Below are 18,478 nucleotides of genomic sequence, written 5' to 3'. Positions count from 1 at the left end.
TACAAGCCGCCGTGCCGTCCTTGGTACCGCCACAAGGTGCGCCCCTCCTTTGCCGACATGCTCGCCACCCTTCGCTACTCATGCCTGCGGCCGGCGGTTTCGGCGAACCCTGCCAACGAGCAGGATCGTCAAAACCTCCTGGTCCTGCTGCCCGATACCCTGCGCGCGGTGGCCGCGTGACCGGCTCTAAAACTGCGAAACTCGAACTAAGGGAGTGTAGATGAGCGCGGAAGAGGACAAGACGCTGTACAAGGTCGTCGTCAACCATGAGGAGCAGTACTCCATCTGGCCAGCAGATCGGCAGAACGCGCTGGGATGGAAGGACGCGGGGAAGCAGGGTACGAAAGAGGAATGTCTGGCCTACATCAAGGAGGTCTGGACGGACATGCGCCCGCTGAGTCTGCGCAAGCGCATGTCGGAGCAGCAGGGCCAGGGGTGATGGACGATGAGGGGTGGCGGAGTTTGGCCCCTGCGTAGATGTCCTCGCGGGCTAAGCCCTTGCCATCACGGCCGGATGGGAGAGGAAGCAGCCCCCCATCCGGCCCACGCCTGGGCTCATCGCGAGTCGAACGCCCGTTAGATTGACGCGCTCAGCGCCTTGGCCTGCTCCAGCTGGCGCTCGAAGATCGGAGCGTTTCTGCCCAGCAGCAGGGCGAGCGACGCGTCATCGCTGTATTCCTTCAGGCCCTTCTCGGTGAGCTCCGTCCCAGTCTTCTGGTCCTTTTCGATCTGCGCCAGGAAGTCCTTGTCGAACTCCGAGCCGCTCTTCGCCGAGAGATCTCGGAGCTGTCCCTTGAAGTTTTCGATCTGCTTGTCCAGCTTCTCGTCATATTGCGCGGACTGCTTCTTGGCGGCCTCCTTGACGCCGATGGAGCCGGGTCCGCCCGAGCCGCCCACGCCAGGCTCCGTGGAGAGATCGATCTGGGCCAGACGGAGCGCCGAGGCGTCAGCGTACGAATCCAAGCTGGCCAGGTGCTGCTCGTGGTTCTCGATCAGTTGGTGCGCGAAGGCACGCACCTGGGAGTTGCTGGACTTCTTCAAGGCCAGCTTGCCCAGGGCCACCTCCTTCTTGTCGAGCATGGCGAACTGATCCGCGAACTGGACCTTGGTGGCGACAGCCTCGCCGACCTGTTGCCCCGTCTTCCTCGCGGCCTCGTACTTGCTCTCGTGGCTGCATGCTCCCCCCAGCCCGATCATCATCATCAGCCCTGTTCCCAGCAGATAGCGTCTCATCTTCATAGAGTCAGACCCTCCGTTCGCCTCCAATGGCTCGCGCAGAAAGCTGGGATGCGATGCGGGGAGTCACAAGGCCCCCTGGCCGTGACCGCGGGCGCTGGCATGGCTCCTCCTCCATCCCTCCAGGGCAAGCTCCGTCCTCCAAAGCATGGAGATGAGCTTTTCCGTCACACTGGGGTCGCATGGCCTGGGGTCTCCCCTGTTCCTACCCTGCATGGCCTAAGGAGGAAGTCCATGCGTCTCATTTCCGCGATAGCGCTTGGGGTGATCACTCTCGTAGGTGCCCGGCCTGCGCTGGCCGAGGAGCCGGGGGCGCCCCTGCCACTCGCGCCAAAAGACGAGACCTTGGTCCCCCACGTCGGCTTCAACATCGGCGGTGGGCTTTCCATCCCCTTTTCGGATGCAGGCGACCGCTTCCAGACGGGGGGATCCTTCCAGCTGGGCGGCACCTACTACTTCATGGGCCGGCTGGGCCTTCAGGCCGAGTACCTGTACAGCGGCTACGGCATCAAATCCAACCTCTTGGACATCAGTGGCGTCCAAGGTAACCATGTCATGCAGTATGGCGATCTCAACGTTATCTATAAGATCGTGCAGCCGCGGCCTTTCGGCATCTATGTCGTGGGAGGCCCCGGCATCTACTACCGCAGGGTGCAGATAACCGAGGTCCTGGGCACGACCGTCGCGCCCTATTGCGATCCCTGGTTGTTCTACTGCTACGGAGCGCCCGTCACGGTCACCGACGTGCTGGGCTCGAGGAGCAGGACGGACTTCGGGCTCAACGCCGGGCTCGGGGTGTCGCTCCAACTGGCGGGAGGCCCCATGAGCCTCTATGCGGAGGCGCGCTACCACTACATCTTCAGTGGCGACATCGACACCCCGGATGGGCCGAAAAAAGCCACGGGGCAGTACCTGCCCATCGTGTTCGGGTTCCGCCTCTGATTCACCCCTTCCGCGGCCATGGGCCGCGCCCGCGCACCGCCCGCCAGGACAGGGCCACCAGCGCACCTCCCGCCCCTGCCACGAACAGCAGGGGACGACGCAGTCCTGCCCCGAGCGCCTCCATCACACCCCCCGTGATCTCCCGGCTCAACCGCCGGAGCGCCCCACCACTCCGCAGGGCGTCCAGCCAGCGGCGCCCATCCTCCTCCAGCGCTCCGCTCATGCCCCGGATGGCCGCGGCAGAGGAGCGCTCGGCGAGCTTCTCCAGGGAGGCGCTCAGGGCCTCGCCCGGGGGCACCGGGCTGGACGCCAGCTCATCGCGGATGCCCGCGGCCAGCCCCCGCACCACGCTCCGGCCGGCGCGCTCGAGCAGGCCCATGAGCGCATCGGAGTCCTCACGGAGCTTCGACTCGATGCCCTCGACGAGCCCCTGGCCGACCCGGGAGGCCACCTCCGTCCCCAGCGGGGCCAGCACCCGCGCGTCCTCCGCGAGCGTCGGCAACGCCGTGTGCAGCTGCGCGGAGGCCTCTTGCACCAAGCCCTGGACCATGCGCCGGGCCCGCTCCCCCGGCTCGAGAATCTCGCGGGTGCGGGAGTGGGCGAACTCCACCACCACGTCAAAGAGGTGATCGAGGTTCCGGATGAAGGCACGGAGGGGCAAGCCGCCATCCCGCCACTCCTCCTCCAGCACCTTGAGCGCTCCCCGCATGGCCGCGGCCGCCAGCGTGTGGGCCGCGGCCCCTGGCTCTACGCGCTCGTGCTCGGCCGCCTCATGCGCCAGCCGCCCGAGCACCGTGAGCGCATCCTGGACCAGGGTGCGCAACTGCCCGTCGAGCGCTGGAAGCTCCTTGCGCAGCCCGTCGGCCGCACCGCGCACCGCACCGCTCGCGGCCTCGCTGGCCGCAAGGCGTTCCAGCGACAAGGCCAGGTTGCGAAGCGCCGCGACGGCCCCTGTGTGCTGCTCGTTCCCCATTCGCCCCCCTGTCCGCCGCCGCTACTTCACGGAATAGCCGCGCCCGCCCAGGCAAGCCCCGAACGACCCATTGAAGGCAACACGCTCCTGCTGAGCCTTTTGGGCTTGGGCGGGCGCCTGGGCCAGCGCCTGGGTCCCCGTCAGGGGTAATAGCAACAGTGCCAAGAGTTCACCCATCACCTCGCGCCGGGTCGCCATCTTCTGTCCTCCTCGGGCTTGGGGCCCCCACAGGGATGAGATGGCAATGAGCGCCCGCGCAGGCATTACACGGGCTCTCGCCCTGCACGTCCTACCGGCGAGCCACCGCTCCCCAGATCGTGCCGCCCTGCACATGTGCGGGCGGCCACGGGGCAATACCCGCCTGGCGTGCTCGCTCCCACTCTTCGCGGCGATGAACCTCGAGACCTTGTCCCTGGTGCTGATCCTGAGCGCCGTTCCGGCTGCCGGTGCGCAGGCGCCCGAGTGTTCCCCTGGCGCTGGGGCCGAGACGTGTCACGTGGCCCACTCAAGGCAGCTTGGCGGGCATACCTTCCTGTACCCCATCCTCCAGCAGAGCGCGCTCATCACCACCCAGTTTGGACTCCATGAGGGAGTGGCGTTCTTCGACGTACCGGATCTGCCTGTCATTACGCTGGGGCTGAGGGACGTCTCCCTCAAGGGCTTCCAGCAGACCCTGGAGCTGGAATTGGGCCTCACGGATTGGCTGGGGCTCGAGGGCTTCGCGCGGGGCACCCTCGTCATGGGGGCCACCCCGACCGAACTCCTGCTCGGTGGCGCCCAGAGGAGCCTGGTAGGCCAGGCTGGCGGGGTGGCGCGCCTGCTGCGCAGCGAGAAGACAGGCACGCAGCTCTCCTTCAGAGCCCATGGCAGCTATCAAGACGGAGCAGAGATCAACATCAACCCGCTCCTGAATGGGCTGGTGACCAGCCCGGTGCAGACGGTGGGGGCCGTGCTGGATGGCAATCTGAGGGAGCTCATCGTCGTGCCTACCTCCGAGATGAGCGTGAGGGGAGGCCTGTATCTGGCCCAGGCCTTCAGCGCGCTCTTCTCGCTGCAGGCTTCGGCCGCGATGGAGTACGGCTGGCTGACGCGCAAGCCGTTCAGCGGGATGCTGGATACGCGAGTCACCCAGAAGGGTGACGCCTTGCGAGTCCTGCTCGCGTTCGCGCTCGCGGCGGACTTCGGCCCGAAGGGCGTCCCCGTGGGGGTGATGGGCGAGTATCAGCTCATCGCGGGCCGCGATCACGAGGAGAACCGAGCGGACAGGAGCCTGGGGGCCAGCACGGTGGCGCTCGGCGTCTACTACACGGGCCGCCCCCACCTGCAGCTCGGCGTGGGGCTGGCCACCACGCTTCACGCCGAGCCTCTGCGGGGGGTTGGCACGCTCGGAGAGGAGCTCCTGTCTGGGGATCCTACGCTCGACTATGGCCAGCTCGTCCTCCGCTACATCTGGTGAGCCCGAGCCCCGCCGGAGCGTGACCATGAGCCGGGGTGCCCAGGGCCTGGCGGTCTTGCTGGCCGCGCTCTCCACGGCGTGCGCGACCGTGAAGCCGCGCTCGCCCCTCTTCGAGCGCGTAGGCAAATCCGATCTCTCCGTGGGCGCGCTGCGCACCCGCGTCCGGGACATGGCCCGGCGCTTCCCCGCGGTGCTGGAGACCGCGGCGGACGAGATCGCCGAGCGCTCGGGTGAGGAGGAGATGCGGCGGACGATGCTCGAGTTCAAGAGCAATGCCGTGCCCGCGATGCAGGGAGCGCTCCTCCAGCCGGATCCTGTGGCCTCCCTCGTGGATGCCTGGGCGCTGCTGGCCCAGCTCCAGGATGTGCTGCCGCAGCGAGCGGCCCATGCGCCGCCGGAGCTGATAGCCCATGCCCACAAGTCGCTCGAAGGGTTGGAGGGGGAGGTGGAGGCGCTCTGGAAGGAGCTCTCGGGCAACGAGGATGTCTCCCAGGCCCGTGAGCGCGTCCACGCGTGGGCCGCGGAGCATCCGCTCACCGGGCCTCTGATCACGCGCGAGTCCACCGTGCCGTTGCTGGCCACCGTCACGGACATCTCCCGGGTGAGCCCGCTGGGCGCGGCGGCGATCCTGATGGAGGACACCCGGGACATCGCCACCCGAGTGGACCTGTACGCCGCCAGCCTTCCCCGGGAGGCCCGCTGGCAGGCGGAGCTGCTGATGGGGCAGGCCGCCAGCGCTCCTTCGCTCCAGTCGGCCGTGGACGACATGGGCCGCACGGTGGACATCCTCGACCGCATGGGCGGGCTGGCCGAGAGGGTGCCGGCGCTGGTCGCCCGCGAGCGCGTGGCCGTGCTGGACGGGCTGGATCGAAGCCGCCTGTCGCTTCAGGAGTTCGCCTCCGGCGAGAGGAAGGCGCTCATGACGGACGTCGCGCATGAGCGCGAGGCGGTGCTGGCGGCCCTCCACACCGAGCGCGTGGAGGCGCTCCAGCAGATCGATGCGATGGGCGACCGCTGGGTGGACCACACCTTCGACCGGACGGACCGCCTGGTGGACCGCGTCTTCCGGTGGCTGCTGGCGCTGACGGGCCTGCTGGTGCTGGGAGGCCTCCTCCTCACGGCGCTGCTGGTCTGGGGCTGGCGTCGGACCAGGGCCTCCCTGCCCTGAAAGGGTTCAGCTGGCCCGCGCGGCCTTCCTTGGGTGGGCGTGCTTCCAGACCCGGTTCGTCAGCCCGCGCATGATCGAAAACGGCAACCACACCAGCAACGCGCCAACGACGACCGCCTGCAGCGGGCGGACGCGATTGAGGGTCAGGTACTGGAGGATCCCATCCATGATCAGCGCCAGGATCAATGGCATCGCGGCGTCCGACAACGACTGCTTGAACACCGTCCATCGCCCGTGCCGCGTCGTGAACAAGCGAAAGAGGAACGGCGCCTTGCCCTCCTTGGCGTCCGCGATGCCAAGGCGGAGCCCGAGGAAGAGGGCCATCGCGGGCTGGAGGATCAGGCGAAACTGGCCCTTCCCTGAGAGGCCGCGCACGAGTCCTTCCCAGAATCCTACGTCTGCCATCTCGGACCTCGCTCCATAGGCTTCTCCTCTTACAAAGCTGAGACACGCGATCTCGAATGTAAGTTCGCCGGCGTTTCCTGGCGGCCCTGCCCGGTGGCGCGAGAGGCCGGGCGGCGGTGAGAGCGCAGCCTTGGCCTCCATCTCGCGGGCGAGCGGGATGGCGAGCCCCCACGCTGAAGGTACGCACACGGGCAGGTGCTCTCCCTGTCCCAACGGCGACAGGCGTGCCTGGAAGCGTCGTGGCGCACCCGTCCAGGGAAACCCACCTTGCAATAGCGAGAGCCCCCAGGTGGGGCCCAAGGAGATCGCCATGGTTGAGACCTCACGCACCACCGAAGCGCCTCGTACGGGCTGGGCGGGCGAGAACCGCGAGGAGCCTCGGCTGCTCATCGAGGATCACGCCTTGCTCGGAGACCTTCACACCGCTGCCCTGGTGGCTCGAGACGGCTCCATCGACTTCCTCTGCCTGCCGGACTTCGACTCGGATGCGTGCTTCGCGGCCCTCCTCGGCACCCCCGAGAACGGCCGCTGGAAGATCGCTCCCAGTGTCCCGGTCCGGGAGGTCCGCCGGAAATACCGGGGGAAGACGCTCATCCTCGAGACCGAGTTCGTGACGGACGGAGGCGCGGTCCGGCTCATCGACTTCATGCCCGTCCGCGCGGGTGCTCCGCGGGTGGTGCGCATCATCGAGGGGATTCGAGGAGAGGTCCCGATCCGCGCCGAGCTCAAGCCTCGGTTCGCCCATGGCCTCACGCGCCCGCGCGTGGCCCAATACGATGGCGCGCGAGGCGCCGTGGCGGGCCCGGATGGGCTCTATCTCCATGGCGGCTCGGGGGATGGCCTTCCCGCGTTCTCGGAGGAGTTCATCGTGCGGGCAGGGCAGCGCATCGCGTACGTGATGTCGTGGGCACGCCCCTACGAGGCGGTCCCCAAGCCCATCGATCCGGAGGCAGCCCTGCGAGAGACCGAGCGGTATTGGGAAGACTGGGCCTCGCGGATCCGCCCTCCGTCCAAGTACGCGGACGTGGTGATCCGCTCGCTGCTCACCCTGAAGGCGTGCACCTTCGAGCCCACGGGCGCGATCGTCGCGGCGCCCACCTTCGGCCTGCCCGAGACGCTGGGCGGCGCGCGGAACTGGGACTACCGGTTCTGCTGGCTGCGCGACTCGTGGCTGATGCTGAGCGCGCTCCTGCGCGCCGGCCTGCGCTCGGAAGCGGAGCGCTTCTCCAGGTGGCTGGTGACCGCGATAGGCGGTGCCGCGCGCGAGGTTCAGATCATGTACGGAATCCGCGGGGAGCGGCGGTTGACCGAGGTCGAGCTCGGCTGGCTCTCGGGCTACGAGGGCTCTCGGCCGGTCCGCATCGGCAACGGAGCCTACGATCAGTTCCAGCTCGACGTCTTTGGCGAGTTCGCGGGGGTCCTCTACGCGGCAGTCGAGGGATCCAGCGAGGTCCCCCTCGGCGCCACCAATGCGCTGCAGCGGATCGCGAACGTCGTGGCGGGGCGTTGGAGGGAGAAGGACCGCGGGATCTGGGAGATGCGAGGACCGGAGCACCCGTTCACCGCCTCCAAGGTCTCCGCCTGGGTCGCGATCGATCGCTGGATCCGCGCCATCCAGAAGTTCCAGCTCGAGGAGGACGCCGCCCGATGGATCGAGCTGCGGAAGACCATCTTCGATGAGGTGTGCTCTCAGGGATACGATCCCAAGCGAAACACCTTCACGCAGTACTACGGCTCGAAGGGGGTCGACGCGAGCCTGCTCATCATTCCCCTGTCCGGCTTCCTGCCGGCGAACGATCCCCGGGTGGTGGGGACGGTCCGCGCCATCGAGGAGGAGCTGATGCCCGAGGGCCTCGTCCTCCGGTACCGGACCGAGGAGAGCGTGGATGGGCTGTCGGGGGAGGAGGGGACGTTCCTCGCGTGCTCGTTCTGGCTCGCGGACACCTACCAGATCATGGGACGGAAGGACGACGCCCGCGCGCTCTTCGAGAAGCTCATTGCCTTGCGGAACGACGTAGGGCTGCTGGCGGAAGAGTACCTGCCGAGCCACTCGCGGCAGGTGGGCAACTTCCCCCAGGCCTTCAGCCACCTGGCCCTCGTCAACTGCGCCTACATCCTCACGCAGGAGCAGCGGCCCACGCAGATGCCCGCGCAGGATGCCGTGGTGCCCGGCGTGGATGCCGGGCGTGACGCCGAGCCCGCTCCGCCGCCGTCGGCGTAAGCGGCACCGCGCACCCTGCGAGCAGGGTGGCGGTTGGCCAGGCGCAGCTAGGGTCTCAAGCGGATCGTCTCCAATGTGATGACTGAAACAGGCCCGCCGGGCCGTGAACACGGAGGCAGCATGTCCCACCCGCTTCGCTCCCTATTGCTGTTCTTGACGCTGGCGCTCGTGGCCTGTGCGGGCATCGAGACCAACACGAACTACGATCCCAGCGCCGTCGGCAAGTTGTCGCAGTACCGCACCTACTCCTGGCTGGCGAGGCCGCAAGGGAAGGACACGCGCGTCTATAACGACGTCGTCGAGGCGAACGTGAAGCAGGCGGTAGACCGGGAACTGCAGTCCCGTGGCTACCGGCTCGTCGATCAGAACCCGGACTTCCGGCTCGGCTGGCAAGGCGCCATCGACCGGAAGCTCGATATCCAGACCGTGGACACGTACTACGGCTACGGCTGGGGTCCCGGGTATGCCCCCTACTACGCGGGCGCCGCGGCGCCGTCGACCTACGTTCGGCAGTACGACCAGGGGACGCTGATCATCGACGTGGTGGACGCGGCCAGCAACAAGCTCGTGTGGCGCGGCACGGCCCAGGCCGAGCTGTCCAACGACTCCACCGCCCCGGAGAAGCAGAAGAGGCTCGGCGAGGCCATCAACAAGATCCTCGAGGACTTCCCGCCCAAGCCCGGCGAGTAGGAGGCGCGCTCAGCACGGCCGTGGGCGCCTCAATGCAGCGAGAGGAAGACGCGGAGCTGGGAGGTGTTCTGGATGGTGTTCGGGAAGTTGCGGTAGAAGCTGTTGCGCTGGAAGAGGGTGCCGGCCATGCCCACCCCCAGCGAGCGGTAGATGGGGAAGTCCACCTGGACCTTGCCCGCCAGGGTCAGGTGTTGGCCTTTGGATCCGTTGAGGGTGTGAAGCCAGGCCATCCCCGCCTCGGCGGTGGCGATCTCCCAGCCTCGGTACAGGTACCGGGCCTCGAGCTGGAGATCCAGGCCAGGGCCATAGTCGTAGTTGCGGCCCACGCTGACGGAGTGCTCGCTGGAGATCCCCCCGAGCACCACGCCCTTGAGGTGGAGCGCCGCGCGCAAGGAATCCACCTGGGAGAGCTGGCGCGCGTAGAGGAGGCTGCCGCTGAAGGACTGGCCGCCGACCTCGTAGGCCTGGACGTTCGTGTAGTCGAAGTGCTGGAGCGCGCCCAGCACGAGCCGGGAGGACTCGGTGCTCAGCAGCGGGGTGGACGCGAGCACGCCTCGTATCTGGGAATGGCTGACGAGCCGGTGCTCCTTGGTGGTGAACTGCGCTTCGACCGAGTAGGCGTCGAACGGTTTGTTGATCTCAGCGTACACCGGGTCGCCGTAGCGCATGACGATCTGCGCGAAGAGCTGATCCGTGCCCTGCAGCACGGCTGTGCCGTTCGCGAGCTTCAGGTAGCCGAACTGCCCCACGAGGAGGAGGCGGTGAAACGGCGGCTCTTGACGCGGTTCCGAGCCGACCCTCCACGACTCGCCGTGCACCAGGCGGTTGAAGCCGCGGCTGGGGCTCAGCACGGCCGCGGCCAGCTCGTGGCCGACCCGGTCAAGGCCTGTGGTGCTGTCATCCAGCACCTCCGAGGAGAGCCGGTACAGGATCTCGCCCAGGGCGATTCCCCCGAGGCTGGTGTTGGCGAGATCATTGATGGCCGCGGGCTCCGTCTCGGAGAGCAGCTCCCACTGGACGCTGCCCAGGAAGGTGAAGAGGCTGGAGCCGACGTAGCCGAAGCCGTTGTCCCGCGCGGCGTTGTAGTAGAGGCTGCCGTGGTACGGGTGGGCGAACTGGTTGGTGCCGAAGTTGTCGGTGTCCCAGACGAAGCCAGCGCGCAGGGTCTGCCCCAAGGACTCCAGGGTGACGTGGGCCCACTCTTTATTGAGCAAGTATCGGTCAGTCAGCCAGATCCCCACGTTGATCGCGGTCACCTCGCCGAGCGAGGTCCAGAGCCTCGGGGCGGGAGGTGGCTCCGCGGGCTGTGAGGCCGGGGCCGCTCCCTGGCTCGAGGGCTCTTCACGCAAGGCGAGCGGCGCATCCGCTGGGAACGGGAGCGCCCTCTCGGGGGCTGTGCCCATGACCGCGAGCAGGAGCGCCAGCGGAGGCATGGAGAGGGGGATGCTCACACAGGGATGCTGAGGCACTGGGGCTCGCGCCCCAATGCCCCTAAGGTCGGGGGAGGTTGCCGCTGCAGGACATTGGGCCTCGGCTCGCGCAGGCGCCCGGCCATCAGTGCACCTCCTCCTGCGTGGGCGCCTCGTCCACGGCCTCGGAGGCCACCGGGAGCAGGACGCGGAAGGTGGTGCCCACTCCAGGCGTGCTGCTCACGGAGAGCTCTCCCCCCAGCCCTCGGACGAGATCGTGGCTGATGGACAGCCCCAGGCCCGTGCCTTCTCCCACCGGCTTGGTGGTGAAGAAGGGCTCGAAGATTCGCTCCAGGTTCTCCGCGGGGATTCCGCAGCCGGTGTCGTGCACCTCCACGCGCACCATCGACGCGCTGTGCTGCCGCGTCACCACCCGGATCTCTCCGCCGCCCGAGTCGGGCATGGCCTGCGCCGCGTTCACCAGCAGGTTCACGAACACCTGGGAGAGCTGCACCGAGTTGCCCAGCACCAGCGGCAGATCGCTGTAGTCGCGCACCAGGTGCCCTCGGCTGCGCAGCCGCCCCCACGCGAGCTGGACCGAGTTGTCCAGCACCTCGTGAAGATCCAGCGGCTGGGTGGTGACCGCGTCGCCCCGCGCGAGCGCCCGCAGGCTCTGGACGATGCCGCGCATGCGCTCGGCGCCCTCGCGCGCGTCGGTGATGGCCTCCATCATCTCGCCCATGTCGCTCTGGACGAGCTTCAGCCGGTGCAGCTCCTTCTCGATGTAGTGCAGGTTGCTCAGCACGAAGGCCAGCGGGTTGTTGATCTCGTGCGCCACCCCCGCGGCCAGCATGCCCACCGCGGCCATCCGCTCGTTGAGCCGCAGGCGCAGCTCGTTCTCCCGGTGCTCGGTGATGTCCCTCACCATGACGGACATGCACTCGCCCACCGCGTTGAGCTGGCGGCGGAACCAGCGGTGGCCATGCCCCGGGAGCACCTGCTTCAGCTCCTCGTCATGCGGCTTTCCCGTCCGCCAGACCTCCTGGCACAGCGGCAGCGGCGCGATGAACGCCGCGTGGGGAAACTCGGACAGCAGGCGCCCCTCCGCCGCTCGCGCCTCGCAGCCCAGCAGGGCCTCGGCGTGGGGGTTGACGTGCAGCAGACGCAGCCCCTCGGGCTCGCTGCGGAGGATGAAGAACGCATCGAAGCTGCTCTGGGTCGCGGTCCGGAAGAGCGCCTCGCTCTGGTTCCGGGCCGCCTCGCTGCGCCGGTGATCCGACAGATCCCGGCTGATGCCGAACAGCCCCATCACCTGCCCATCCGGGCGCCGCAGCACTCCCTTGGTGGACAGCCACTCCCGCCGCACTCCCGCCATCCACTCGCTCATCTCCGCGCGGAGGATGCGCCCGGCCAGCAGCGTCTGCCGATCGAACTCCTGCGTGTTCCGCGCCTCCTCCGGCCCCATCAGCGCGCTGTCCTTGCGGCCGAGGATCTTCTCCGCGGGCAGCCCGATGAAGCGCGCGCCCGCGCTGTTGATGAACGTGTAGCGCCCCTGGAGATCCTTGGTGAAGATCGCGTCCGGCAGCTCCTCGGCCAGGGCCAGGAAGAGCTCGCGGTAGGGCAGCTCCGGGGCCTGCGCGACGGCCGGCTCACGAGCCACGCCCGGCACGGTCTGCCGCTGCAAAGGATGTTCCGATTCTCTTTCCTCCGTTACGGCAGGGGCGTGCACGTGATTCATGTGGAAATGTGTACCCTCGGCCTTGAAACACCGGGAGTACGGGAAATCCTGAGGGGCCCATATCCGTCGACCAGCAGACGTGGCGAATGAGCCTTCGGTCAGGTGCCGGACGTGCGGGGGACGCGCTCCGCTGAAGTCGGATCAGCGGGAGCGTGGGGAACTAGAGCACCCGGCCGCGCAGCTCGGGGCTGGGGCGCTGGATGAGCTCCGTCGTCAGCAGCAGGTGGGACTCCACCGCGGTGGCGGCGCCCTCGAGCGCTGCTTCCACCATGTGAAGCTCTCCGGCCAGCACGAAGACGCCCTTGCCGCCGATTCCGCGCGCCAGCTGGAGCCGCTCCAGCACCACGTCGGCCCGCTTGAGCGCCACGTCCGCGCACAGCAGCGCGGCCGCCACCGTGTGCGTCTCGACGATCCCCACGCTCTCGCCGAACGTGCCGGGGAAGCGGCCCTGGAGCCCGTCCACCAGCCCCTGGGCCGCCATGGGCAGCAGCAGCTTGTCCAGCAGCGTGCGGCCCGCGGCCTCCACGCCGGCCTGGAAGGACTCCTGCACCTCGGCCACCTCGCCGGAGAAGAGCAGCAGGTACTTGCCCGGCGTGACCGCCTCGGCCAGCGACAGCGTCACCGTCGCGCGCTTCACCACCGCGTCAGCCACGACGTAGCCGCGCGCAATGGAGTCCAGCTCCAGCAGCGCCAGCGCGGGGCCGGGAAGTGGCGTGGGCTCAGACAATGCGGAACGAGTCCTTGAGGGTGCAGCGCCGCTCGCGGGTGAAGTTCACCGCCGTGGTGAGCCCCTCACCCGTGGGAGAGGCGATGGTGAAGGAGGTGTAGCCCTCGCCCGTCATCCCCAGCCCCGCGAACGAGGGGCCATTCTTCACGAAGATGGACGTGTTGATGATGCGGGCCATCGCGCTGAGGTTGTCCAGGTTCGTCGAGTGCATCGTCGCCGTGTGGCCAAACCCGTGCTCGGCCTGCACGGCCGCGGCGATGCAGTCCTCCACGTTGCGCAGGCGCGCGAAGCCGAGCACCGGCAGCAGCAGCTCCGCCTGCACGAAGGAGTGCGTCGCATCCACCTCCGCGAACAGCAGCCGCGTGCCCCGAGGGACTCGGATGCCCGCGGCCTCGGCGATCTTCTCCGCGTCCTTGCCCACCCAGTCCTTCACCGGGTGGCCGTCGTGCACCACCAGCTTCTCCAGCCGGTGGATGGCCGCGCCCGTCACCTCGAAGGCGCCGTGGCGCTCCATCTGCTGCTTGAGCTCGTCCGCGATGGAGGCCACCGCGAACACTTCCTTCTCCACGATGCAGACGATGTTGTTGTCCAGCGACGCGCCGTCGACGATGTCCTTGGCCGCGCGGGCGAGGTGGGCCGTCTCGTCCACCACCACCGGCGGGTTGCCTGGGCCGGCCGCGATGGCGCGCTTGCCCGAGTTCATCGCCGCGCGCACCACCGCCGGCCCGCCCGTCACCACCAGCAGGCGCACGTTCTTGTGCTTCATCAGCGCCTGGGCCGAGTCGATCGTCGGCTCGGCCAGCGCGCACAGCAGGTTCTCCGGGCCGCCCGCCGAGACGATGGCCTCGTTGAGCAGCTGGATGTGGTGCGCGCTCACCCGCTTGGCGCTCGGGTGCACGTTGAACACCACCGCGTTGCCCCCGGCGATCATGCCGATGCCGTTGTTGATGATCGTCTCGGTGGGGTTGGTGGTCGGAGTAATCGAGCCGATGACGCCATAGGGCGCCCGCTCGATCAGCGCCAGCCCGTGGTCGCCGGTGAAGGCCCCGGGCCGGAGGATCTCCGGGCCCGGCGTCTTGTTGGCGCACAGGAGGTTCTTCTTGATCTTGTCCTCCACGCGCCCCAGGCCCGTCTCCTTCACCGCCATCTCGGACAGCTCGTGGGCGGCGCGGCGGGTCGTCTCTCGCATGGCCTCGACGACGCGGCCCCTCAGCTCCAGCGGGGCCTCGCTCCAGATCTCGAAGGCGGCGCGGGCGGCCTCGGTGGCGGCATCCAAGTCATCGAAGATGCCCTTGCGGCCCCGGTGGAAGGCGGCCGCGCGGCCTGTGGGCACGGGAGGCCGGGCCTCGGGGGTGAGGGGAGCGGTGCCGTAGCGGCGCTCGCTGCCGCGCCGGTCATCGGCGTGGCCATGCGGCGGCTGCGCGGGGGCGGGGACGGGCTGGGGCAGATCCGACAGCTCCTTGGAGAGCTTGCGGACCACCTGATCGACGATGGCGTCGATTTGCTTCGAGTCGAGGCTCATCGGCAGGGCTCCCGGCGGGGCAGGGCGCCCGCCGCTTCACTTCACGAGGCGCGGGGCAGGGACGGGGGCAGCTCCGAACCCTCGTAGTAGATGCTGGCAGTCTCCTTGCCGTACACGACGAGGACGCGATCGCTCTGCGCGAGCAGATCACTCGTCGTCTCGGTCACCTTGCGGACCAGGGAGTTGCCCTTGGCCGGGCTCTTGGAGGCCCGGACTTTCACGACTGGCATGGGGGTGCCTACTCCTTGACGTACTTCAGTGTTCCGCCCACTTCCAACTGGTCGACGATGGCCATGACGGTCGCGTCGACGGGGCGGTCCTTCGTCACCTTCGTCTGCCGGGCACTGGAGCCGGAGCAGTAGAGCACCACCTCGCCCACGCCCGCTCCCACCGCGTCCACCGCCACCACCACCGGCCCGTTCACCTTGCCCTCCAGGTCCATGCCGCGAAGCACGAGCAGCTTCAGGCCCTCGAGCTCCTGCTCCTTGCGGGTGGCGACCACCGTCCCCACCACTTTTCCCATCAGCATGCGCGGCTCCTGGCTGGCTCACCCGGCCCGCTCCCAGAAGGAGAGGGCCCAGGGGCTCAGGTGTTCTCGGCCTTGGCGGCGCCCTTGCGGCCCAGCGGCAGCACCATGTCCAGGTTGCCGTGGGGACGCGGAATCACGTGCACGGAGACCAGCTCCCCCACGCGCTCGGCGCCACGCGCGCCGGCCTCGGTGGCCGCCTTCACCGCCGCCACGTCGCCGCGGATGATGGCCGTCACGTAGCCGCCGCCGATCTTCTCGTAGCCGACGAACTCCACCTTGGCCGCCTTCACCATCGCGTCCGCCGCTTCGACCATGCCGACGAAGCCCTTCGTTTCGATCAGCCCGAGTGCATCCGCCATCTGTGTGTTCCTCTCCGCTGCTGCGCTGAAACCACGTCACGCCGTCCCGTGAGGGCCGGCCGAATCACTTGTCCTTGAAGGACGCCGGCTCCTTGCCGGTAATGCCCTTGAGCGCTGCCACCGCCGCCGCCGCCGCCGCGTCGATCTCCGCCTCATCGCCCGCCATGTAGAGCCGGCCGAAGGCGCCGTACGGAGTGACATCCACCAGCTTCACGTTGGCCGCCTTCTCCGCCTCGTTGGCCGCCAGCGCCGCGTACGCCGCGGGCTCGCACTCGAGGATGAAGAGCGACTGGCCCGGCTCGATCATGGAGCCAAAGCGGATCTTGTCGAGGATCATCGCGTGCATCGGCTCGATGCCGCGGATGATGGTGTTGGAGACCAGCTTCGGCTTGATCCGGTCCTCCTCCTTGGCCTCCAGGTGGGTGAGGATGGCGTCACCGGCGCTGCGCACCTCGCCCTTGTCCTCGTGGTGCACCTCGAGCATGCCGTAGGCGCGCTCCACCACCAGGGTGGCCGGGTGCACCCGCGTGCTCTTGAGCGCGGTGTCGATCAGCCCGTGGATCGCCATGCCTGGGGCAATCTCCACGAAGATCGACGCCACGTAGGGCACCGGGAAGTAGCCGCGGCACGTCGTGCAGATGTGCGCGGCCAGCTGCGGCTGCAGTGAGTCGAGGAAAACGAACGCCCGGAGCGACGTGGCCAAAAGCAGCCTCCCGGTACAGCCGGTGGAGGTCGCTGCTATAGCGTTCCGAACACTTCGTTGACAAGCGCCGTCTGTGGTGGCGGAAAGGTGGCATGTCCCGCAAATTGCTCCTGTTTTCCCTCTTGTTCGGGCTGTCCGCGTCTGCCCAGACGGCTTCCGACGTCTCTCCGGACCCCGACGTGCCCACCTTCCATAAGGCCGGGCGGACGCCTTTCTGGCTGCCTCGCGCCGCCTTTCTCGGCACGTACCTCCGCGGTGGAGCCGTGACGCCGCAGCCCCGGCTCCAGTGGCAATTCACGTTCTTCGAGGATCGCCAGGATGCGCTGGTGTTCCTGCTGGAAGGGGGCATTGGCTACGCGGTGGCGCTGCCGGACACCGCCATCGAGGGATACGACATCCCCATTCACACCTTTTATGAGCACACCGTCATGACGGGGTTCGGCTACCGCAACCAGGATCGAGAAGGAATCCACTGGGGGTTCCAGGTGACGGGCGGGCCCCTCTGGTACGGGGCGCACCTGACCAACGTGGACAACGAGCACTACACGGTGGGGCTGGTGGAGGGGCGGATTCAGGTGGGCTACACGTTTGGGCCGGTCGTCCTGGGGGTGAGCGGGGGGTATGGCGAGCCCTTCAGCTACAGCAAGCACAGCGTGGCCCGGCTGTTCGCGGGCGGGGCGCTGCTGGGGCTCTTCGCGGACTGGCGTTGACCCCCACGAGTCGCCTATGACCGGGTGGCCGTTGCCGGGTTTGGGGGGTCCACCTTGCCAGGTCTTCGGCAGGCTGCGTAACGTGCGCAGCCATCCTTCGGAGTCCTTGGGAGTGTCGCAGTGGCATTGACCACAGAAGCGTTCGGTTTGACCGACGTCGGCCGGAAGCGCCAGCACAATGAAGATGCGATGTTGGTGGACCCGGGGTTGGGCCTCTACATCGTCGCTGACGGCATGGGCGGCCACGCCGCGGGCGAAGTGGCCAGCGCGCGTGCGACCGAGGTGGTCAAGCAGCACATCACCTCCAACAAGCACCTGCTGAAGGATCTGGCCTCCAACCCATCGCAGGACAGCCGCGCGGCGGCGGCGGCGCTGGTGGAGGTGGCCATCCAGCGCGCGTGCGCGGACATCTACCGCATGGCCCTGGCGGACGCGGCCAAGCGCGGCATGGGCACCACCTTCGTGTGCCTGGCGCTCAGCGGGAACAAGGGTGTCATCGGCCACGTGGGTGACTCGCGCGTGTACCTGGTGCGCCACGGGCAGTGCCACCGGCTCACCGAGGACCACACGCTGGTGGCCGCGCAGCTCAAGGCCGGCACCATCACCAAGGAGCAGGCGGCCAGCTCGCAGTACCGCAACGTGATTACTCGCGCGGTGGGCATCCAGGAGTCCGTGCAGGTGGACACGCTGATCGTCGACCTGATGCCGGGCGACGTGTTCATCCTCTGCTCGGATGGCCTGCACGGCTACATCGAGGACGAGGAGATGCTGCCGCTGGTGAGCACCGTGGCGGCGGGCGAGCTGCCCAAGAAGCTGATCGACACGGCCAACGAGCGCGGCGGCAAGGACAACATCACCGCCGTGGTGGTGAAGGTGGCCGGCGACGGCGCGGTGGCCAGCGAGGAGACGAGCGAGGCGCAGTCGCGCATGGAGGCGCTGCGGAAGATCCCGCTCTTCCGGCACCTCACCTACAAGGAGCAGACGGCGGTGCTGTCCATCGCCACCACGCGCACCTTCCCCGCGGGGCGGGAGATCGTCGTGGAGGGCCAGCCGGGCGAGGAGCTGTTCGTCGTCATCCGCGGCCGCGTGGTGATCGAGAAGAACGGCGTGGAGATCGCGGAGCTGCGCGCCGGTGGGCACTTCGGCGAGATGGGGCTCATCGACAACGCGCCGCGCTCGGCGACGGTGCGCGCCACCGAGCCCACGCGGACCATGGTCATCTCCCGGCCGGACCTGATGAGCCTGATGAAGCGCGAGTCCATCCTCGCGGTGAAGATGCTCTGGAGCTTCGTGCAGGTGCTGTCGGACCGGCTGCGCGCGACGAACTCGGAGCTCAGCGAGGCTCGCCAGGAGCTGGCCGTGGCGCAGTCCGTCCAGCCCTTCGCCGAGGAGTGAGCCTCGGCGTGGCCGCCGGTGGCCTCACGCGAGTTGAGCGCGTGGGGCCCGCGCGGCCTGCTTGCTCGCCACGAACGCGGTGATGCGGCCGAGCGAGTCCAGGTTCTCGGGCACCACCTCCGTGTCGTCGATGGTGATGCCGAACTCGGCCTCGAGGAAGGTGATCAGCTCGAGCACGCCTGTCGAGTCGATGAGCCCCGAGTCGAGCAGGGACACGTCATCCGTGAGCACGAAGTTCTCGCCCGGATAGAAGTTGGTGGTGATGAACTGCCACAGCACGCGTTGGATTTGCATA

General features: G+C 68.2%; 21 protein-coding genes and 1 pseudogene. 9 read left to right on the top strand and 13 right to left on the bottom strand.

The window, feature by feature from the left end:
• Together ACJ8AT_RS16600 and ACJ8AT_RS16595 are read left to right on the top strand one after the other, a co-directional pair.
• A pseudogene (locus ACJ8AT_RS16600) lies at window positions 1–180 on the top strand (hypothetical protein); the annotation flags it as partial.
• Between the two features lie 40 nt (window positions 181–220).
• Window positions 221–439 carry an MbtH family protein gene (locus ACJ8AT_RS16595; protein WP_407738713.1) on the top strand — a complete coding sequence of 73 codons (219 nt, stop codon included), beginning with the start codon at window positions 221–223 and terminating at the stop codon, window positions 437–439.
• Between the two features lie 137 nt (window positions 440–576).
• Here the strand turns inward: ACJ8AT_RS16595 and ACJ8AT_RS16590 are convergent, their stop codons facing one another.
• Window positions 577–1,239, bottom strand: coding sequence for a DUF4142 domain-containing protein (locus tag ACJ8AT_RS16590; protein ID WP_407738712.1), 663 nt, complete (start codon window positions 1,237–1,239; stop codon window positions 577–579).
• A 342-nt stretch (window positions 1,240–1,581) separates the two neighbouring features.
• On the opposite strand from ACJ8AT_RS16590, the gene ACJ8AT_RS16585 reads away from it, so the two are divergent.
• On the top strand, window positions 1,582–2,178 hold the full coding sequence (locus tag ACJ8AT_RS16585) for an outer membrane beta-barrel protein (RefSeq protein WP_407738711.1): 597 nt from the start codon (window positions 1,582–1,584) through the stop codon (window positions 2,176–2,178).
• 1 nt (window position 2,179) lies between these two features.
• On the opposite strand, the gene ACJ8AT_RS16580 is transcribed toward ACJ8AT_RS16585, so the two are convergent.
• Both ACJ8AT_RS16580 and ACJ8AT_RS16575 read right to left on the bottom strand, forming a co-directional pair.
• Window positions 2,180–3,151 carry a hypothetical protein gene (locus tag ACJ8AT_RS16580; RefSeq protein WP_407738710.1) on the bottom strand — a complete coding sequence of 324 codons (972 nt, stop codon included), beginning with the start codon at window positions 3,149–3,151 and terminating at the stop codon, window positions 2,180–2,182.
• Between the two features lie 21 nt (window positions 3,152–3,172).
• Entirely contained in the window at window positions 3,173–3,349 is a 177-nt protein-coding gene (locus ACJ8AT_RS16575; RefSeq protein ID WP_407738709.1) for a hypothetical protein, read from the bottom strand.
• 193 nt (window positions 3,350–3,542) lie between these two features.
• Between ACJ8AT_RS16575 and ACJ8AT_RS16570 the strand changes: the two genes are divergently transcribed.
• Both ACJ8AT_RS16570 and ACJ8AT_RS16565 read left to right on the top strand, forming a co-directional pair.
• Complete coding sequence (locus tag ACJ8AT_RS16570; RefSeq protein ID WP_407738708.1) at window positions 3,543–4,607, top strand: hypothetical protein; 1,065 nt, start codon at window positions 3,543–3,545, stop codon at window positions 4,605–4,607.
• Window positions 4,608–4,632: 25 nt separating this feature from the next.
• Window positions 4,633–5,775 carry a chemotaxis protein gene (locus tag ACJ8AT_RS16565; protein ID WP_407738707.1) on the top strand — a complete coding sequence of 381 codons (1,143 nt, stop codon included), beginning with the start codon at window positions 4,633–4,635 and terminating at the stop codon, window positions 5,773–5,775.
• Between the two features lie 6 nt (window positions 5,776–5,781).
• Here the strand turns inward: ACJ8AT_RS16565 and ACJ8AT_RS16560 are convergent, their stop codons facing one another.
• A complete protein-coding gene (locus ACJ8AT_RS16560; protein WP_407738706.1) occupies window positions 5,782–6,492 on the bottom strand; it encodes a hypothetical protein in 711 nt (236 codons plus the stop codon).
• On the opposite strand from ACJ8AT_RS16560, the gene ACJ8AT_RS16555 reads away from it, so the two are divergent.
• Complete coding sequence (locus ACJ8AT_RS16555) at window positions 6,491–8,401, top strand: glycoside hydrolase family 15 protein (RefSeq protein WP_407738705.1); 1,911 nt, start codon at window positions 6,491–6,493, stop codon at window positions 8,399–8,401. The two genes, ACJ8AT_RS16560 and ACJ8AT_RS16555, sit on opposite strands and share 2 nt — an antisense overlap.
• Window positions 8,402–8,521: 120 nt before the next feature.
• Complete coding sequence (locus tag ACJ8AT_RS16550; RefSeq protein WP_407738704.1) at window positions 8,522–9,091, top strand: DUF4136 domain-containing protein; 570 nt, start codon at window positions 8,522–8,524, stop codon at window positions 9,089–9,091.
• A 29-nt stretch (window positions 9,092–9,120) separates the two neighbouring features.
• Here ACJ8AT_RS16550 and ACJ8AT_RS16545 read toward each other — a convergent pair whose 3' ends face one another.
• From ACJ8AT_RS16545 to ACJ8AT_RS16510, 8 genes are all read right to left on the bottom strand, one after another.
• The gene (locus ACJ8AT_RS16545) at window positions 9,121–10,542 is read right to left on the bottom strand and encodes a DUF3943 domain-containing protein (RefSeq protein WP_407738703.1); all 1,422 of its coding nucleotides are present in this window, start codon (window positions 10,540–10,542) and stop codon (window positions 9,121–9,123) included.
• 103 nt (window positions 10,543–10,645) lie between these two features.
• Window positions 10,646–12,184 (bottom strand): ATP-binding protein, encoded by a 1,539-nt coding sequence (locus ACJ8AT_RS16540; protein WP_407738702.1) that lies wholly within the window; start codon window positions 12,182–12,184, stop codon window positions 10,646–10,648.
• 214 nt (window positions 12,185–12,398) lie between these two features.
• Window positions 12,399–12,965 carry a BMC domain-containing protein gene (locus ACJ8AT_RS16535; RefSeq protein ID WP_407738701.1) on the bottom strand — a complete coding sequence of 189 codons (567 nt, stop codon included), beginning with the start codon at window positions 12,963–12,965 and terminating at the stop codon, window positions 12,399–12,401.
• Window positions 12,958–14,487 carry an aldehyde dehydrogenase family protein gene (locus tag ACJ8AT_RS16530; RefSeq protein ID WP_407738700.1) on the bottom strand — a complete coding sequence of 510 codons (1,530 nt, stop codon included), beginning with the start codon at window positions 14,485–14,487 and terminating at the stop codon, window positions 12,958–12,960. Before ACJ8AT_RS16530 ends, ACJ8AT_RS16535 begins: the two co-directional genes overlap by 8 nt.
• Window positions 14,488–14,528: 41 nt before the next feature.
• Window positions 14,529–14,717 carry a hypothetical protein gene (locus tag ACJ8AT_RS16525; RefSeq protein ID WP_407738699.1) on the bottom strand — a complete coding sequence of 63 codons (189 nt, stop codon included), beginning with the start codon at window positions 14,715–14,717 and terminating at the stop codon, window positions 14,529–14,531.
• Between the two features lie 8 nt (window positions 14,718–14,725).
• Window positions 14,726–15,016 carry a EutN/CcmL family microcompartment protein gene (locus ACJ8AT_RS16520; RefSeq protein WP_407738698.1) on the bottom strand — a complete coding sequence of 97 codons (291 nt, stop codon included), beginning with the start codon at window positions 15,014–15,016 and terminating at the stop codon, window positions 14,726–14,728.
• Between the two features lie 56 nt (window positions 15,017–15,072).
• A complete protein-coding gene (gene eutM / locus ACJ8AT_RS16515) occupies window positions 15,073–15,375 on the bottom strand; it encodes an ethanolamine utilization microcompartment protein EutM (RefSeq protein ID WP_407738697.1) in 303 nt (100 codons plus the stop codon).
• A 64-nt stretch (window positions 15,376–15,439) separates the two neighbouring features.
• The gene (locus ACJ8AT_RS16510; protein ID WP_224242749.1) at window positions 15,440–16,078 is read right to left on the bottom strand and encodes a BMC domain-containing protein; all 639 of its coding nucleotides are present in this window, start codon (window positions 16,076–16,078) and stop codon (window positions 15,440–15,442) included.
• 92 nt (window positions 16,079–16,170) lie between these two features.
• On the opposite strand from ACJ8AT_RS16510, the gene ACJ8AT_RS16505 reads away from it, so the two are divergent.
• Window positions 16,171–16,788, top strand: coding sequence for a hypothetical protein (locus tag ACJ8AT_RS16505; protein WP_407738696.1), 618 nt, complete (start codon window positions 16,171–16,173; stop codon window positions 16,786–16,788).
• 120 nt (window positions 16,789–16,908) lie between these two features.
• Window positions 16,909–18,183, top strand: coding sequence for a Stp1/IreP family PP2C-type Ser/Thr phosphatase (locus ACJ8AT_RS16500; RefSeq protein ID WP_407738695.1), 1,275 nt, complete (start codon window positions 16,909–16,911; stop codon window positions 18,181–18,183).
• Window positions 18,184–18,207: 24 nt separating this feature from the next.
• On the opposite strand, the gene ACJ8AT_RS16495 is transcribed toward ACJ8AT_RS16500, so the two are convergent.
• Window positions 18,208–18,477: an acyl carrier protein gene (locus ACJ8AT_RS16495; protein WP_407738694.1), complete on the bottom strand. Its 270-nt coding sequence runs from the start codon at window positions 18,475–18,477 to the stop codon at window positions 18,208–18,210.
• Between the last annotated feature and the right edge of the window lies 1 nt (window position 18,478).

The sequence above is a fragment of the Hyalangium sp. genome (genome assembly GCF_045802625.1).
Lineage (GTDB): Bacteria > Myxococcota > Myxococcia > Myxococcales > Myxococcaceae > Hyalangium.
Note: the sequence above shows the minus strand (reverse complement) of the source record. Positions and strands in the feature narration are given on the sequence as shown.

What these genes read in the sequence shown, in the direction of transcription:
- ACJ8AT_RS16550 (WP_407738704.1), top strand. Translation starts at nt 8,522, where the DNA reads ATGTCCCACCCGCTTCGCTCCCTATTGCTGTTCTTGACGCTGGCGCTC.
- ACJ8AT_RS16520 (WP_407738698.1), bottom strand. Translation starts at nt 15,016, where the DNA reads ATGCTGATGGGAAAAGTGGTGGGGACGGTGGTCGCCACCCGCAAGGAG.
- ACJ8AT_RS16590 (WP_407738712.1), bottom strand. Translation starts at nt 1,239, where the DNA reads ATGAAGATGAGACGCTATCTGCTGGGAACAGGGCTGATGATGATGATC.
- ACJ8AT_RS16575 (WP_407738709.1), bottom strand. Translation starts at nt 3,349, where the DNA reads ATGGCGACCCGGCGCGAGGTGATGGGTGAACTCTTGGCACTGTTGCTA.
- ACJ8AT_RS16495 (WP_407738694.1), bottom strand. Translation starts at nt 18,477, where the DNA reads ATGCAAATCCAACGCGTGCTGTGGCAGTTCATCACCACCAACTTCTAT.
- ACJ8AT_RS16555 (WP_407738705.1), top strand. Translation starts at nt 6,491, where the DNA reads ATGGTTGAGACCTCACGCACCACCGAAGCGCCTCGTACGGGCTGGGCG.
- ACJ8AT_RS16570 (WP_407738708.1), top strand. Translation starts at nt 3,543, where the DNA reads ATGAACCTCGAGACCTTGTCCCTGGTGCTGATCCTGAGCGCCGTTCCG.
- ACJ8AT_RS16505 (WP_407738696.1), top strand. Translation starts at nt 16,171, where the DNA reads ATGTCCCGCAAATTGCTCCTGTTTTCCCTCTTGTTCGGGCTGTCCGCG.
- ACJ8AT_RS16560 (WP_407738706.1), bottom strand. Translation starts at nt 6,492, where the DNA reads ATGGCGATCTCCTTGGGCCCCACCTGGGGGCTCTCGCTATTGCAAGGT.
- ACJ8AT_RS16580 (WP_407738710.1), bottom strand. Translation starts at nt 3,151, where the DNA reads ATGGGGAACGAGCAGCACACAGGGGCCGTCGCGGCGCTTCGCAACCTG.
- ACJ8AT_RS16525 (WP_407738699.1), bottom strand. Translation starts at nt 14,717, where the DNA reads ATGCCAGTCGTGAAAGTCCGGGCCTCCAAGAGCCCGGCCAAGGGCAAC.
- ACJ8AT_RS16595 (WP_407738713.1), top strand. Translation starts at nt 221, where the DNA reads ATGAGCGCGGAAGAGGACAAGACGCTGTACAAGGTCGTCGTCAACCAT.
- ACJ8AT_RS16530 (WP_407738700.1), bottom strand. Translation starts at nt 14,487, where the DNA reads ATGAGCCTCGACTCGAAGCAAATCGACGCCATCGTCGATCAGGTGGTC.
- ACJ8AT_RS16565 (WP_407738707.1), top strand. Translation starts at nt 4,633, where the DNA reads ATGAGCCGGGGTGCCCAGGGCCTGGCGGTCTTGCTGGCCGCGCTCTCC.
- eutM (WP_407738697.1), bottom strand. Translation starts at nt 15,375, where the DNA reads ATGGCGGATGCACTCGGGCTGATCGAAACGAAGGGCTTCGTCGGCATG.